Raw genomic sequence first — 14767 nt, 5'->3', positions numbered from 1 at the left:
TTGCCAGCCACCCACAGAAAACGAGACTCAAAAGTAGTGAAAAACTTATTCCTCTTCGTCTTTTTGCCCATTATATCCCGATTCCTGCAACAAGTTTACAGCATTGTCCATTTGCATTAGTTGCGGCAACGTCACATCAGGATTTTGTTTTTGATACATATCCACAATACGCCAGCCCAGCCATCTGCCAATTCCACCAGGGACTTTGTTGCCAATCTCGGTGGTGAAAGGTCTTTCGCCAATGTATTTCTGCTTGGTTAAATCCGACTTCTCATAAAGCAGCTTTCCCGTAATAAAGAAGGCCCAGATGTCTGTTTGACTATTGTATATTTTTTGTAAGTCGTCATCGGTAAAACCCAGAATGATACTTTCCGGAGTTTCAGGAAGCATCTTTTTTGCAAATGCATAGTCCTTACCAAAACCAACCATGTCGTTCAGCAGTGTCCGATCCTGAGCATTTATTTTATTGTATTTGGCGGCCATGAAGAAAATAATAGAAGGAACAAGATGATCACGCTGATAACGTGCCAGCTGATAAGCATATACATCGGGCCGGAAACGCGCCTGGGGCCCGCCGAAGTAATCCAGTCCGATGATGATAAGCGAATCGGATACATAAAGATCATTGCCGGTGAATCCGGTAACAATAAATTTTATCTTTGGCGCTTTAAACTCGGGATAGTAATGTTTTATTCTTTTGAATGCGTCATGCAACGGCTTTACGATCACCGAATCACGGTTACCGATTAAAGAATCCAGCTCGTTATTAAAACGCCTGAAATCCGGATTTTGTAACACAGCGTGCAGTTGAGTGGCCAATGCCAACGGATCCTGCCTGAAATCAGAAAAGTAAAGCGCTTTGAGATAAGAATGTTTATTCAAAAACTGTTGTACATCCTCAACCGACTTACTGGCCAATAAAGCTTTGTCCAGATTTTCCGATGACACTTCCATTTGAATTGAACCTACATCGGTATCTTTCTGTCCTCCCGTTTTGCAGGACATAGTATAAACAGCTAAAAAGCTCAAAAGCAAAAAGCCGTATTTTGCGCGGCATACAAGTGGTTTGCGAGAATGAGACGACAAAATAGATTTCACAGTAAGTAGTTTGAAAACGAACATGACAAAAGTAGAAAAAAAACGGATCAGCATTCTGGGTTGCGGCTGGCTTGGACTTCCATTAGCTCAACGACTGGTGGAGCTGAATATTTCGAATGATTTGAAGGGCAGTACGACTTCTGATTCCAGGCTGGCACTTTTCAATGCATCGGGCATTAAAGGTTACGGCATTGATCTGTCACCTGATTTTAAGGGAGACCCGGAAAGCATCAGGTCATTTCTAGACACCGATATTCTGATCATATCTGTGCCACCCAAACTGGCAAAGGCAGGCCATGATTTTCATGTACAGCAAATCCGGTCCGTGATTGAACACCTGAAAAACGCTCCAGTGAAGGAGATTATATACACGAGTTCCACAAGCGTTTATCCAGACCTTAATCGTGTTGTGTTGGAAGAGGATATCACGGAGCCGGGCGAGTCAGCCTCTCCGGCCATAGTCCAGGTCGAAACCGCATTGGCAGCCCTAAGACCCGAACGAATCGTAAGCATTCTAAGATTGGGCGGCTTATTAGGATACAACAGGATTCCGGCAAAATATGTGGCGGGACAAAAGGAGATCACCACAGGATCTTTGCCGGTCAATTATATTCACCGTGACGATGCAGTAGGAATTATCGTTGAGATCATAAAGTCGGGAACAAAAAACGAAACTTTCAACCTGGTAGCTCCTCTTCATCCGACAAGAAGAGAAGTATACCTTAAAGGTTGTATTGAATTTGGCTGGGAGGCCCCCACATTTTCCAGTGCGGCCAGTTCACCCGATTTCAAAATTATATCAGGACAAAAACTGGATGATTTTTACAACTATCATTTCAAATACGCTGATCCCTTGGACTTCTATTATAATCCGAATCTATAAATGTTGGCCAGGTGGCGCCAAACCAGTATAAACGCAACAAGCCGCAATCGTTACTTTGCGGCTTGTTGCAGTACCAAAGTCTACCGTTTATTGCGCACCCAGGAGCTCTGTCAGCTTGGCCTCCAGAGCAGGGCCGCGAAGGTTCTTGGCGATTATCTTTCCATCTTTATCTACCAAAAAAGTGGCTGGAATAGCCTTCACACCATAAGTCTGTGCCACGACGGAATTCCAGAATTTCAAATCTGAGCCATGCAACCAGGTCAGATTGTCTTTCTTAATGGCTGCCTTCCAGGGACTTGCATCTTTGTCAAGCGAAACGCCGTAGATGGAAAATCCTTTGTCCTTAAATTTGTCATACATCCTAACTACGTTCGGATTTTCCTGACGACAAGGTCCACACCAGGAGGCCCAGAAATCGATGAGCACCAATTTTCCACGAAGTGATGACAGGGTGATCGGTTTTCCATCCGGATCGTTTAGTGTGAAATCAGGCGCTTCCTCTCCCAGCGACAACCCAGCCATACGCTTTACCTGCCCGATAAAACCCTGTGCGATGGTTGGCGTGGGCGTAACCTTTTCAAAATCAGCAGCAAGCTTTTTTAATATCGCCAGATCCATTTCCGGATTCAGAAAATTGTTTGCAGTGAAAAGCGCTACCAGCGAAGTACCCATTTCTGGCAACAGGCGCCTGATCTCTTCAAGCCTCAGTTGATTGGCCTTTTCGTAGGCCTGCTGAATTTCCTGAACTTTCCTGGTATCCTTCTTTTCCTCAGCTTTCGTAAATTCTTCATTCCAAACAGTCACCTTTGACGAAAACGCCCGCATAATCTGATCAATTTTGGCATAGTACTCCATGTTTTTTGATCCCGATAGCTGAGCTTTACCCTCAACACCCTGGGCATTTTTAGTAAAGCCATCGGCCTGAATATTGATCGTTTCACCGCCTTCAATCAGCAAAACGATTTTTTGTCGATTTGCGAGGTCCAGCGAATAAAAGCCACCACCATCCTTTTCCGAACTGGTGATAGAAAAAGAGCCGTCTGTGGCAAGTTGTGTAGAATCCAATTTTAAAGCCCCGCCATTGGGCAAGGATTTCAGCAGAATGATTTTTTCACCTTTGACTCCGTTCTTAACATTTCCTTTGAGGGTGAAATCCTTAGGCGCTATCTGGGCCTGCACAGCAAAAATGACTGTAAAAAACAGCAATCCGTTTATTAAGAAATCCTTTCCTGTTAACTTCTTCATGTTCATTTTGAATTAGGTCTTTGAAACATTCAACGGCAATGCTAGGACAGCTTTTGATTAAGTAATTGATTTACAAGTTTCGGATCCGCAGAGCCATTGGACTTTTTCATTATTTCCCCAACAAAGAGGCCTAGTAACCCTTTTTTACCCTTTCGATAAGCTGCCACTTTATCTGGCATAGAGGATATTACCTCATCTACCAACGTTTCCAGCTCACTCGTATTGCTGTTTTGTATCCAGTTATTTGCAACCGCGATTTCTTCGGCCGATCTCTCCGGCTCCAGGAGTAAAATGGGAAATATCTTTTGTGATGCCACCGAATTACTCACCAGGCCAGATTCCGTTATCTCTATCAATTCTGCAAGCTTTTGTGGCCGAATCGCAAACGACCCGATCTCCACACTGTTTTCATTCAGGAACGACTTTACCGGACCCATCAACCAGTTGGAAGCTGATTTGTAAAATTGGGTTGCCAAACACACCGCTTCAAAATAATCTGCAATCTCCTTTGTACCTGTAAGTACCAATGCGTCATACGAAGGAATCCCATACACTTCTGTGAATTTGCGTCGTAATTCCTTTGGCAGGGCGGGCATCGCCGACCGGATGGAACTGAGCCATTCATCAGATATTACCACCGGGCTCAAATCCGGATCGGGGAAGTAGCGATAGTCGTTCATGGTTTCCTTGACCCGCATGCCGTAAGTCTTTCCCGACTCTACCTCAAACATTCTGGTTTCCTGTATAATCCTCTCACCGCTTTCCAATATGGCTACCTGACGCCTGGTTTCATAGACAATTGCCCGCATCATGTTACGAATTGAATTCATATTCTTGATTTCAACTTTTGTCCCAAGTGTTGTCTCCCCCAATTTTCTCAACGACACGTTGACGTCACAGCGCAGAGAACCTTCTTCCATGTTCCCATCACTGATATTGAGGTAACGAACCAGACGGCGTATCTCCGTAACGAACGCACCCGTTTCTTCCGCTGAACGCAGGTCCGGCTCCGATACCATTTCAACCAACGGGGTACCAGCCCGGTTATAATCAAGCAGGGTGTCATCCTCGTTGCCATCATGTACCGACTTCCCTGCATCCTCTTCCAGGTGAATATGATGGAACCGGATCAGTTTTTCTACAATTTCTCCCTCTTTGTTCTTTATAGCAATGGCAACGCCACCGTTTTCGCAGATTGGCTTTTTGTCCTGTGAAATCTGATACCCTTTTGGCAGATCAGGATAAAAATAATTTTTCCGATCAAATATGGTTTTGGAGCTAATGGAGCATCCACAGGCAAGGCCCATTTTTACCGCATACTCCACCGCCTTTTTATTAAGCTTTGGAAGGGTTCCGGGTAATGCCAGGGTAAGAGGACCAATGTTGGTATTTGGTTCGGTACCAAATTGGTTTCTGTCCTGAGCAAAAAGCTTCGATTCGGTCATAAGTTGACAATGAACTTCCAGACCAATTACCGTTTCATAGGTGGCCAAAAGTTCTTCACTCAAATCAGAAGGGTTTATCAAGGTTTGTGTCATAGTGATTGCAAATTCTATGCAAAGATACAAATACGGGTCGTCCATGAATATGAACGACCCGTATTTCTGTAAAAGCAACTACTTTCCGTAAATTATAAACCGTTGATCCAGTTGGCTATTACTACAATATCCGCCTTAGGAACATGTGCCATAGGAGCCATCGGCGGATAACCTGGCCAGTGTTCCGGTTTTGGACTATGAACCAACTCAACAATTTGATCCGCCGTATATTTCTTTTTGGCAACCTCCGAGTAGGCTGGGCCTATTACTTTATCGTACGCCTGATGACATGCAAAACACGCATGTTTATTCAAAAGCGCTGATACCTCAGCCGGTACAGCTTTCCTTTTTGGCTTTGCCTCCGCAACCGGTTCGGCAGAAGTTGCTACCTGGCCGGTAGAATCCTTGGCCGGTGCTGCCGTGCTGGAAGCAGCAGCGGGGGCAGCGACAGCTACCTCTGGCTTGGGGTTCTTCTTTTCATTCTGAATCGCTACCAGCGCTTCCTCTTCCCTTACCTTGCTCCCTGTTCCATAATATTTATCATAAGATTCTTTGTCCTCCTTTGAAGAGCAACCGATCCAAACTGAGGCTACCAAAGCGATAGCAGCCAAAGAAGTCATTTTTTTAAGTGTCATTTTTGTAAAAGAATTTAAGGGATTTTCGCCAGATTGTCGGGTTTGCCGATCAATTACCACACGAAGAAAGCAAGTTTGGATTAGATTTCCTTCATAAAAATTATAAAACAGTCAAATTTGGCAACGCCAAAACAGATATAAAAATTTGACAATAAGATAGTTATGCAATTTTTATATATCTGATTTGAATAAAATAAATTCTTAAATCGAAAAATATCTTTGCAAATATTATCTAATGTAATTACTTTTGCAGTCCTATTTGTAAAACGATGTAAAGTAATGGCTAAGAAAGGTAATAGAGTACAGGTAATATTGGAGTGCACCGAACAAAAAACAACTGGTGTTCCGGGCATGTCGCGCTACGTGACTACCAAAAATCGTAAAAATACGCCTGGCCGTATGGAATTGAAAAAATTCAATTCTTTTTTGAGGAGATATACCATGCACAAAGAAATTAAGTAAGCAGACTTCGTTTTTATTGAGGCTTCATGATTCATGCGGTCACAACAAAAGACAAAGTTTATTACCACATATAACGAACAATTTTAACAATATACAGATATGGCAAAGAAAGTAGTTGCTACGCTGAAAAAAGAAGGTGGTAAATCATTTGCCAAAGTGATTAAAGCCGTAAAATCTCCTAAAACAGGAGCTTACACTTTCAAAGAGGAGATTGTACCTCTTGATGGTGTACAGGCAGCTTTGAAAAACTAAGGCAACATCCTTCGTTTTACATACGATGTTATCGGTTTTAACGAACCGCTTAAGATTTTCAATTTCTGAAAAGTCCCTTTTGGGACTTTTTTGTTTTATTTTTGGGTTGTAAAACAGATTGCCATACGGATAAAGCTTCTGTGGTGATCTTGGAACAGCTGACTTAACACCCCACATTTGTATGAGTTTATTTGGTTTTTTTTCAAAAGAAAAAAAAGAAACACTTGATAAAGGATTAGAAAAAACCAAGGAAAGTTTCTTTGGAAAGCTATCCCGAGCACTGGTAGGCAAAACCACCATCGATGAAGATGTTCTTGATGAACTGGAAGACATCCTCGTCAGCTCCGATGTGGGTGTGGAGACCACTGTAAAAATTATCAAACGGATTGAAGAACGCGTTGCCCGGGATAAATATACAGGTGCCGAAGAGCTGGACGTTATTTTACGGGAAGAAATTGCAGCGCTTTTAACGGAAAACAAATCGGTAGATATTACGGATAGCTTCGAAACCGAGCACCTTCCCAAGCCATTTGTGATTATGGTTGTGGGCGTTAACGGTGTTGGGAAAACTACTACCATAGGCAAACTTGCACATCAGTTTCACCAACGGGGGCACAAGGTAGTGCTGGGCGCAGCCGACACATTCCGGGCTGCGGCTGTGGAGCAATTGAAGTTATGGGGAAAACGTGTAGACGTTCCTGTGATAGACCACGGCATGAACACAGACCCTTCCGCTGTTGCCTATGATGCTCTAAAAAAAGGGATGGAAGTGGGTGCGGATGTGATTATCATTGATACAGCCGGACGTTTGCACACGAAAGTGAATCTGATGAACGAACTTTCCAAAATTAAACGGGTAATGCAAAAGATCATCCCGGATGCACCTCATGAGGTGTTGCTCGTATTGGATGGAAGCACAGGACAAAATGCTGTGATTCAGGCACGTGAATTTACCAAGGTTACAGAAATAACAGCGCTGGCAATCACCAAGCTGGACGGCACGGCCAAAGGAGGTGTGGTAATCGGTATCTCCGACGAGTTTAAAATTCCGGTTAAGTACATTGGCGTTGGGGAGCGAATGGATGATCTTCAGGTTTTTGACCGCAGTGAATTTGTGGACTCGTTGTTTAAGAAAATAGGGTAATTAACTCCGGTACCGGAAGTAGTCACAAGTGATAGCGGGTTTTACTGATTCAACTTCTCTTCCAGAGTCATCATGGTTCCTGAAAGAGATAGCCATACATATACCAAGACTTGCTTTCTCTGTTATTAACATATGACTTCCTATTCAAATTTACCGATCTTTGCATCTATTTTGCAATATCAATACCGGCAACGTACGATAAATTGATTGCATAAAAATCTCTTTTTCTAACTAAAAAATTAAGCTAATAGCTGATCGCTAACAGCTGATAGCTCATAAGATGAAGACCAAAGGAATAATTAAAAATAAAGTAAACATAGTAACACTTGGATGTTCCAAAAACCTGGTTGACTCCGAAGTGCTTTATACCCAGCTGAAAGGCAATGGATTTGTGGTAGACCATGAAGCTAAAAAGGATAATTCAGAAATCGTTGTAATCAATACCTGCGGTTTTATCGATAATGCGAAGGAAGAATCCATCAACACCATATTGCGCTACGTTGACGCAAAGGCTGCAGGAATTGTGGACAAAGTTTATGTTACGGGGTGCTTGTCACATCGATACAAAGACGAGCTTGCCGTTGAAATGCCCACCGTCGATGCCTGGTTTGGGACCAATGAACTTCCGCGCCTGCTCAAAACGCTGAAAGCCGATTACAAGCATGAGCTGGTTGGGGAACGACTGCTCACCACACCCACCCACTATGCCTATCTCAAAATTGCAGAGGGATGTGACCGCCCCTGCAGCTTTTGCGCCATACCCATTATGCGGGGTGGACATATTTCCCGTTCGATTGAAGACCTTGTAAAAGAAGCAAAGTCTCTGGCCAAACGCGGCACGAAAGAGCTGATTCTGATTGCTCAGGATCTGACTTACTACGGACTGGACATTTATAAAAAAAGAAATTTGTCGGATCTGCTCGCACAGCTGTCTGATGTAGAAGGAATTGAATGGATCCGCCTGCAATATGCCTACCCGGCAGGATTTCCGATGGATGTTCTGGATGTGATGAAAGAGCGGAGCAATATCTGCAAGTATCTGGACATGCCGTTGCAATCCGGGTCATCGGAAATTCTGAAGTCGATGCGTCGGGGTATTACCAGAGAGAAAACGGAAGCGCTGATAGAAGCGATCCGTGAAAAGATTCCTGAGATCGCGTTAAGGACCACGCTGATAGTAGGTCACCCGGGTGAAACAGAAGCACTCTTTGATGAAACCTACGAGTTTGTTGAAAAAATGCGGTTTGACCGCCTGGGTGCATTCCAGTATTCCCATGAAGACAATACCCATTCCTACACCATGCCCGACGACATACCGGCTGAAATAAAACAGGAACGTGCGGATGCGATCATGGAATTACAACAGGGAATTTCATACGAATTAAACCAACAAAAGATCGGAAGAACGGTTAAGGTGCTTTTTGACCGGAAAGAGGGAGGGCATTTTATTGGGAGAACCGAATTTGATTCTCCTGAGGTGGATAATGAGGTACTTGTTCCGGCAAGTCAGTATGTAAGACTCGGAGATTTTGCAAATGTAAAGATTACCAGTGCAGAAGAGTTTGATCTATATGGAGAGGTGATACAGTAAAGACGCCAATGGAACATGTTTCATAATTCGATACTACTTATATTTGCATAATTCCAAACGAAATAAAGGATGAATTGGCAGCAATACATATCCCTTAATCCCGAAGTGATGACAGGAAAACCTGTTATTAAAGGGACCCGTATTACGGTTGAACTATTATTGGAGAGATTAGGTAATGGATGGACAATGGAACAGCTTATGGAATCCTTCCCGCACCTCTCCCCCGATTCTATAAGAGCTTGTTTACTATATGCAGCGGATTCAGTAAGAAACGAGATTATCCATAATATTGCTGCCTGATGCGTATATTGGCAGACGAAAATATCGACTATCCCGTTGTCAGAAAAATCAGGGATAGTGGCTTAGAAGTGTTGTCTATTATGGAGTTGTATCAGGGAGAAAACGACAATTTCGTTCTTTCCGTTGCCCGGGAACTTGATTGTATCCTCCTTACCAATGACAAAGATTTTAGTGACCTTGTCATCCGCCAAAAACTTCAGCATCGGGGTGTAATTTTACTTCGTCTTTCATCTACCGGAGGAAATAGCAGCCATTGTTATAAGAGTCCTGCATTTATATGGCGAACAGATTGTTAATCGCTTTACAGTTGTGGGCGACACCAAAATCCGAATCAAATAGAGATTTTCTCGATAACACCAAAATCCGACTTTGCCCGTCAAATCAAAGTATCGTATTTTTGTGATCAAATTTTGCCCAATCAATTAAAAACTCATGTTACAAAGAATACAAACTATCTTTTTAGCCATTGCCGTAATAGGAATGGGTGTTTTTGTCAGCTTTCCGGTTTGGACCAAAGTTGCTGCTTCCGGTGAAAGTGCTTTGCTGACTGCCACCAAACTTACCCACCAGATCAACGGCACGCAGTCTGAGGTCACTCCGCTCTATTACCTGGCTGTACTTGCCCTGCTGGTTGCCGCTGTATCGGGCTACGCCCTGATCAGTTTCAAAAATCGTGTGCTTCAGTCGGCATTATGCGCTGCTAACTCCATGTTGATGACCGTGATGATGGGATTAATCATATACTTTACTTTTTACAAAACGGCAAAACTTTTTGAACCGGAATTACCTGGAAATTATGATATCGGCTTTTACGGACTCATTGCAGCTATGCTTGCCAACGTGTTTGCCAACCGTTTTATAAGGAAAGACGAAAGAACTGTTCAGAAGTCGAACCGATTGAGATAAAGCAAAAAAATATCCCCATTCTACCGAGCGGGGGTATTTTTACACCAATCCTTCTCTGAGCAGGTCATGCAAGTGCACAAAGCCTCTCACTACATCATCCTCCAGCACTACGACCTGTGTAATACTTTTGGACTGCATCAGTTCGAGGGCATTTACGGCATATTCTTCCGGATGCACACTAATAGGTGAAGGGCTCATAATGTCTCGTGCCTTAAGATCCAGAAAATCTCTGCCAGGATGTAAATTAAGCATACGCCGCAAATCTCCGTCGGTAATAATTCCAGCCATCCCGCCCTCTGCATTGATAACCGCCGTGGCCCCTAGCCTCCTGGACGTAATTTCCATAATCACTTCCTGCAAGCTTGCCCCTTCCAGGACTTTGGGAACGGCATTATTGGGATAAATATCACTTATTTTAAGATACAATCTTTTTCCCAGAGCTCCTCCCGGATGATATTTAGCAAAATCCTGATGCGTAAAACCCCTGGCTTCCAGCAGGCAAATGGCCAACGCATCCCCAAGCGCCATGGCAACCGTAGTGCTGGTTGTGGGCGCCAGATTAAGCGGATCTGCCTCCTGGGGACAATATGCATGCAGAATATGGTGCGCATTGCGTCCCAGGTAAGAATCCCTGTTACTCACCATGGCTATAATCCGGACACCGGTACGTTTGAGAAGTGGAACCAAAACTTTTATTTCAGGCGTATCACCGCTTTTTGAGATAGCAATCACAACGTCATGCTCCTGGATCATCCCCAAATCGCCGTGTATGGCGTCGGCTGCATGCATGAACAAAGCGGGCGTACCAGTTGAATTCAAGGTAGCTACGATTTTTTGTCCCACAATAGCGCTTTTGCCTATTCCGGATATCACAACCCTGCCTCCGCAATTTAAAATTGTCCAAACACATTTCTCAAAATCTTCATCAATCCTATCTGCAAGATTTTGCACAGCTTTTGCTTCCTGCTGTATCACATCTTTTGCTATGGACTGAATATTTTTTATTAATTTCAAATCTGAAAGACAGTTTTATTTAGAACCTATTGTAGTTATCGATTAAAAAAAGCAAAGATATAGAACTTTGGGATAACCATTTTGCTTACAAAGTATGGTAAAGAAAGTTGATGCCGTCGTATTAGACACGTTAAAAGAAAAGCTTAAAGAGATATTTGGTTACAGTCAATTCCGGGGAGAACAGGAAGTTATCATCCAAAATATCCTATTGGGTAAGAATACTTTTGTAATAATGCCAACGGGTGCGGGGAAGTCGCTTTGCTACCAGCTGCCGGCGCTGGTAACCGAAGGCATGACGATTGTGATCTCCCCCCTCATCGCCCTGATGAAAAATCAGGTGGATCAGCTGACTGCCTTTGGAATCAATGCACAGTTTCTCAACTCTACACTTACCAAAGCTGAAATGACACGCGTCAAAAACGATGCGTTGGATGGTAGCCTTAAACTTCTTTACATAGCTCCCGAATCCCTCACTAAAGAGGATAATCTGGACTTTTTGAAAAAAGTGAAAATCTCCTTTGTAGCCATAGATGAAGCGCATTGTATTTCAGAATGGGGGCACGATTTTCGTCCGGAATACCGCAGAATTTATGGCATTATTGAAAATATTGGTAACCTGCCCATCATTGCGTTAACTGCCACAGCAACACCCAAAGTTCAGCAGGATATTCGCAAGAATCTGCAGATGGAGGAGGCCGAAACATTTAAGTCGTCCTTCAACAGAAAAAACCTTTACTACGAAATACGTCCGAAACGGGATACCAAGAAACAGCTTATCAAATACGTTCGACACAACAAAGGGAAGTCGGGCATTGTATACTGCCTCAGCCGTAAAACGGTTGAAGAAATTGCTGAGCTGTTATCTGTAAATGATGTAAAGGCACTGCCTTATCATGCAGGTCTCGACAGCAACACCCGGATGGCTAACCAGGATGCATTTCTGAATGAGGAGGCCGATGTCATTGTGGCAACCATTGCTTTTGGAATGGGTATAGACAAGCCCGATGTCCGTTTTGTCATTCACTACGACGTACCCAAATCATTGGAAGGTTACTATCAGGAGACGGGTCGTGCCGGACGCGATGGTCTTGAAGGAAATTGTCTCATGTTTTATAGCTACGACGATATCCAGAAACTTGAAAAATTCAATAAGGACAAAACCGTCACGGAGCGCGATAATGCCCGGCACCTTTTGAATGAAATGGTGGCCTATTCCACACTCGGTAGTTGCCGACGACGTCAGCTTTTGAGCTATTTTGGTGAATATATGGAAAAGGATTGCGGCTTCTGCGACAATTGCCTGCACCCTACCGAAAAAACCAAAGTGCAGGAAGAGGCCATTCTGATCTTAAGAGCTGTCCTGCTAACGGAGCAGCGATTTGACGGTGAACATATTACGGATCTTCTAACCGCAACAGATAATCAGTATGTCAGAAGTTATGAGCACGACAAGCTGGATGTTTTTGGCAAAGGCTCGGAGCTTCATGAAGGCCGTGATTACTGGATTTCGGCTATCCGCCAGCTCGTCATTCTCAATTACCTCGAAAAAGACGTTGAAAACTATGGTATTCTCAAAATAGGGGAAAAAGGGATTAACTACATTAACGACCCTTATCCGATTACGCTGCATAAGGACCATAACTTCGAGGAAGAGGAAGGAATTAAGAATGAGGACGAAGACAAAGATGCCACAGGCGGAAGTGCACATGCCTACGACGAAGCACTGCTGGGGATGCTCAAAGCACTTCGCAAAAAAGTAGCTAAGGAAAAAAATCTTCCTCCGTACGTTATCTTTCAGGATCCTTCCCTTGAAGAAATGGCTACCACCTATCCCACCACCCAACAGGAAATGGCCCAGATCAATGGCGTCGGGATGGGGAAGGTGCAGAAATTTGGACGACAGTTTATTGATCTCATCACCCGGTATGTGGAAGAGAACGATATCGAAACGGCCAAAGATGTAGTGATCAAATCGACGGTCAACAAGTCCAAAATTAAAATTTTCATTATCCAGCAGGTGGATCGCAAGATCAGCCTGGATGAAATTGCCGAGGTGAAAGATCTCGCACTGGCAGAGGTGATCGAAGAAGTAGAGCACATTTGCTATTCCGGCACCAAGCTAAATCTGGATTATTACATCAATCAGGTTATTGACCGGGAGCGTCAGCAGGATATATACGACTATTTTATGACTGCGGAAACGGATAATATTGCTGCCGCTCTGGAAGAATTTTCCGGTGATGAAGTAAGTGAAGAAGAGTTGAGACTAGTCCGCATTAAGTTTTTATCAGAATTGGCAAACTGACCTTTCTTAACATAAAACCCTCTGTTGATCGTGTTCTGTTTGACAAAATTTATTAACAAGTTATGAATATACTAATATTGGGATCTGGCGGCCGTGAACACGCTTTTGCCTGGAAAATTACCCAAAGCCCCCTGTGCGACAATTTGTTTGTTGCCCCGGGGAACGCCGGAACCAGTGAATTGGCAACCAATTTGCCCATATCCTATAATGATTTTGATGCCGTTGCAGAAGCTGTTGAAAAAAATAGTATTGATCTGTTACTTGTAGGGCCGGAGGAGCCATTGGTATTGGGGATTGTAAACTACTTTGAACAACGTAGCGAATTCAAAAAGCTTAAAATTATTGGTCCTGACAAGGCCGGGGCGCAATTGGAGGGAAGCAAGGATTTCTCCAAGATGTTCATGCAAAAATATGGCATCCCCACCGCATCCTCCCGTACTTTTACAGCCGAAACGCTGGCGATTGGCCTGGAATATCTCGAAAGCCACCCCTTGCCGATCGTACTCAAAGCGGATGGGCTGGCAGCAGGAAAAGGAGTTATTATTGCCGAAAAGCATATAGATGCCGAAAATGCGTTCACCGAAATGCTCGTGGATGGCAAATTTGGTTCTGCCGGAAACAAGGTGGTCGTCGAACAATTTCTGAAAGGAATTGAACTTTCAGTCTTTGTACTTTGTGATGGAGAGCATTATAAAATGCTACCAGAAGCCAAAGATTACAAACGTATCGGCGAAAATGACACTGGCCTGAATACGGGTGGTATGGGCGCCGTGTCGCCCGTTGCGTTTGCAGATGCCAATTTCTTGCGGCGCGTGGAAGAAAAAGTTGTGAAACCTACGCTTCTCGGGCTTAAAAGTGAGGGAATAAAATATGTTGGCTTCATATTCATTGGTTTGATGAATATCAAAGGGGAGCCTTACGTGATTGAATACAATGTACGGATGGGCGACCCGGAAACTGAAGTTGTGCTACCCCGGATTCAATCCGATTTCCTTGCGCTTCTGGCTTCGGCCGGAAAAGGAACCCTGAATGATGCGGAGATCAAAATATCACCCCAGGTAGCTGTCACAACCGTACTGGTTTCGGGAGGTTACCCAGAGGAATACGAGAAAGGGAAAGTAATAACCGGAAGTGAGAAAGTGGAAGATGTGTTCGTGTATCATGCAGGAACTACACTAAATGGAAATACCGAAATCGTAACGAACGGAGGGCGTGTTATGGCGCTTACAGGCGTCGCCAATTCCCTCGAAAATGCTGTTCATAAATCGCAGCGCGCTGCACAGGCAGTGCAATTTGAAGGGAAATACTTTCGTCACGATATAGGTATGGATTTAATTCGTTATAACGATTGAACAATACGAAAAGCTATGGGATGTGGATCATGCGGGTCTGGA

The 14767-nt window shown here is 43.8% G+C and carries 15 protein-coding genes; 10 read left to right on the top strand and 5 right to left on the bottom strand.

Features of this window, described 5'->3' with window-relative positions; all coding sequences use genetic code 11:
• Positions 1-45: 45 nt before the first annotated feature.
• A complete protein-coding gene (locus DYADSP32_RS20615; RefSeq protein WP_149240993.1) occupies positions 46-1005 on the bottom strand; it encodes a gliding motility protein in 960 nt (319 codons plus the stop codon).
• 115 nt (positions 1006-1120) lie between these two features.
• Between DYADSP32_RS20615 and DYADSP32_RS20610 the strand changes: the two genes are divergently transcribed.
• Positions 1121-1981 (top strand): NAD-dependent dehydratase, encoded by an 861-nt coding sequence (locus tag DYADSP32_RS20610; RefSeq protein ID WP_414617933.1) that lies wholly within the window; start codon positions 1121-1123, stop codon positions 1979-1981.
• An 87-nt stretch (positions 1982-2068) separates the two neighbouring features.
• Here DYADSP32_RS20610 and DYADSP32_RS20605 read toward each other — a convergent pair whose 3' ends face one another.
• From DYADSP32_RS20605 to DYADSP32_RS20595, 3 genes are all read right to left on the bottom strand, one after another.
• On the bottom strand, positions 2069-3226 hold the full coding sequence (locus DYADSP32_RS20605) for a redoxin domain-containing protein (RefSeq protein WP_414617932.1): 1158 nt from the start codon (positions 3224-3226) through the stop codon (positions 2069-2071).
• Between the two features lie 41 nt (positions 3227-3267).
• Complete coding sequence (gatB, locus tag DYADSP32_RS20600; protein WP_149240996.1) at positions 3268-4764, bottom strand: Asp-tRNA(Asn)/Glu-tRNA(Gln) amidotransferase subunit GatB; 1497 nt, start codon at positions 4762-4764, stop codon at positions 3268-3270.
• Between the two features lie 92 nt (positions 4765-4856).
• Positions 4857-5399, bottom strand: coding sequence for a hypothetical protein (locus tag DYADSP32_RS20595; RefSeq protein ID WP_149240997.1), 543 nt, complete (start codon positions 5397-5399; stop codon positions 4857-4859).
• A gap of 279 nt (positions 5400-5678) precedes the next feature.
• Between DYADSP32_RS20595 and rpmG the strand changes: the two genes are divergently transcribed.
• The 7 genes from rpmG (at position 5679) to DYADSP32_RS20560 (ending at position 10054) form a co-directional block, all read left to right on the top strand.
• Positions 5679-5861, top strand: a complete 183-nt coding sequence (gene rpmG / locus DYADSP32_RS20590; RefSeq protein WP_149240998.1) for a 50S ribosomal protein L33 — start codon at positions 5679-5681, stop codon at positions 5859-5861.
• Positions 5862-5960: 99 nt separating this feature from the next.
• Positions 5961-6113 (top strand): DUF4295 domain-containing protein, encoded by a 153-nt coding sequence (locus DYADSP32_RS20585; RefSeq protein WP_149240999.1) that lies wholly within the window; start codon positions 5961-5963, stop codon positions 6111-6113.
• Positions 6114-6294: 181 nt separating this feature from the next.
• Positions 6295-7257: a signal recognition particle-docking protein FtsY gene (gene ftsY, locus DYADSP32_RS20580; RefSeq protein ID WP_149241000.1), complete on the top strand. Its 963-nt coding sequence runs from the start codon at positions 6295-6297 to the stop codon at positions 7255-7257.
• Between the two features lie 280 nt (positions 7258-7537).
• Positions 7538-8848 (top strand): 30S ribosomal protein S12 methylthiotransferase RimO, encoded by a 1311-nt coding sequence (rimO, locus tag DYADSP32_RS20575; RefSeq protein WP_149241001.1) that lies wholly within the window; start codon positions 7538-7540, stop codon positions 8846-8848.
• A gap of 69 nt (positions 8849-8917) precedes the next feature.
• Positions 8918-9148, top strand: a complete 231-nt coding sequence (locus DYADSP32_RS20570; RefSeq protein ID WP_149241002.1) for a DUF433 domain-containing protein — start codon at positions 8918-8920, stop codon at positions 9146-9148.
• Positions 9148-9444 (top strand): DUF5615 family PIN-like protein, encoded by a 297-nt coding sequence (locus DYADSP32_RS20565; RefSeq protein ID WP_149241003.1) that lies wholly within the window; start codon positions 9148-9150, stop codon positions 9442-9444. Before DYADSP32_RS20570 ends, DYADSP32_RS20565 begins: the two co-directional genes overlap by 1 nt.
• Positions 9445-9580: 136 nt before the next feature.
• Positions 9581-10054, top strand: a complete 474-nt coding sequence (locus tag DYADSP32_RS20560) for a DUF4293 domain-containing protein (protein ID WP_149241004.1) — start codon at positions 9581-9583, stop codon at positions 10052-10054.
• A 39-nt stretch (positions 10055-10093) separates the two neighbouring features.
• Here the strand turns inward: DYADSP32_RS20560 and DYADSP32_RS20555 are convergent, their stop codons facing one another.
• Positions 10094-11068, bottom strand: a complete 975-nt coding sequence (locus DYADSP32_RS20555; protein WP_149241005.1) for a KpsF/GutQ family sugar-phosphate isomerase — start codon at positions 11066-11068, stop codon at positions 10094-10096.
• 94 nt (positions 11069-11162) lie between these two features.
• Here DYADSP32_RS20555 and recQ point away from each other — a divergent pair, with 94 nt between their 5' ends.
• Both recQ and purD read left to right on the top strand, forming a co-directional pair.
• The gene (recQ, locus tag DYADSP32_RS20550) at positions 11163-13373 is read left to right on the top strand and encodes a DNA helicase RecQ (protein WP_149241006.1); all 2211 of its coding nucleotides are present in this window, start codon (positions 11163-11165) and stop codon (positions 13371-13373) included.
• A 62-nt stretch (positions 13374-13435) separates the two neighbouring features.
• Complete coding sequence (gene purD, locus DYADSP32_RS20545; RefSeq protein WP_149241007.1) at positions 13436-14725, top strand: phosphoribosylamine--glycine ligase; 1290 nt, start codon at positions 13436-13438, stop codon at positions 14723-14725.
• Positions 14726-14767 lie beyond the last annotated feature (42 nt).

Source organism: Dyadobacter sp. 32 (assembly GCF_902506755.1).
In the GTDB taxonomy this organism is placed as follows: domain Bacteria; phylum Bacteroidota; class Bacteroidia; order Cytophagales; family Spirosomataceae; genus Dyadobacter.
Note: the sequence above shows the minus strand (reverse complement) of the source record. Positions and strands in the feature narration are given on the sequence as shown.

What these genes read in the sequence shown, in the direction of transcription:
- DYADSP32_RS20615 (WP_149240993.1), bottom strand. Translation starts at nt 1,005, where the DNA reads ATGTCCTGCAAAACGGGAGGACAGAAAGATACCGATGTAGGTTCAATT.
- DYADSP32_RS20610 (WP_414617933.1), top strand. Translation starts at nt 1,121, where the DNA reads ATGACAAAAGTAGAAAAAAAACGGATCAGCATTCTGGGTTGCGGCTGG.
- DYADSP32_RS20605 (WP_414617932.1), bottom strand. Translation starts at nt 3,226, where the DNA reads ATGAAGAAGTTAACAGGAAAGGATTTCTTAATAAACGGATTGCTGTTT.
- gatB (WP_149240996.1), bottom strand. Translation starts at nt 4,764, where the DNA reads ATGACACAAACCTTGATAAACCCTTCTGATTTGAGTGAAGAACTTTTG.
- DYADSP32_RS20595 (WP_149240997.1), bottom strand. Translation starts at nt 5,399, where the DNA reads ATGACACTTAAAAAAATGACTTCTTTGGCTGCTATCGCTTTGGTAGCC.
- rpmG (WP_149240998.1), top strand. Translation starts at nt 5,679, where the DNA reads ATGGCTAAGAAAGGTAATAGAGTACAGGTAATATTGGAGTGCACCGAA.
- DYADSP32_RS20585 (WP_149240999.1), top strand. Translation starts at nt 5,961, where the DNA reads ATGGCAAAGAAAGTAGTTGCTACGCTGAAAAAAGAAGGTGGTAAATCA.
- ftsY (WP_149241000.1), top strand. Translation starts at nt 6,295, where the DNA reads ATGAGTTTATTTGGTTTTTTTTCAAAAGAAAAAAAAGAAACACTTGAT.
- rimO (WP_149241001.1), top strand. Translation starts at nt 7,538, where the DNA reads ATGAAGACCAAAGGAATAATTAAAAATAAAGTAAACATAGTAACACTT.
- DYADSP32_RS20570 (WP_149241002.1), top strand. Translation starts at nt 8,918, where the DNA reads ATGAATTGGCAGCAATACATATCCCTTAATCCCGAAGTGATGACAGGA.
- DYADSP32_RS20565 (WP_149241003.1), top strand. Translation starts at nt 9,148, where the DNA reads ATGCGTATATTGGCAGACGAAAATATCGACTATCCCGTTGTCAGAAAA.
- DYADSP32_RS20560 (WP_149241004.1), top strand. Translation starts at nt 9,581, where the DNA reads ATGTTACAAAGAATACAAACTATCTTTTTAGCCATTGCCGTAATAGGA.
- recQ (WP_149241006.1), top strand. Translation starts at nt 11,163, where the DNA reads ATGGTAAAGAAAGTTGATGCCGTCGTATTAGACACGTTAAAAGAAAAG.
- purD (WP_149241007.1), top strand. Translation starts at nt 13,436, where the DNA reads ATGAATATACTAATATTGGGATCTGGCGGCCGTGAACACGCTTTTGCC.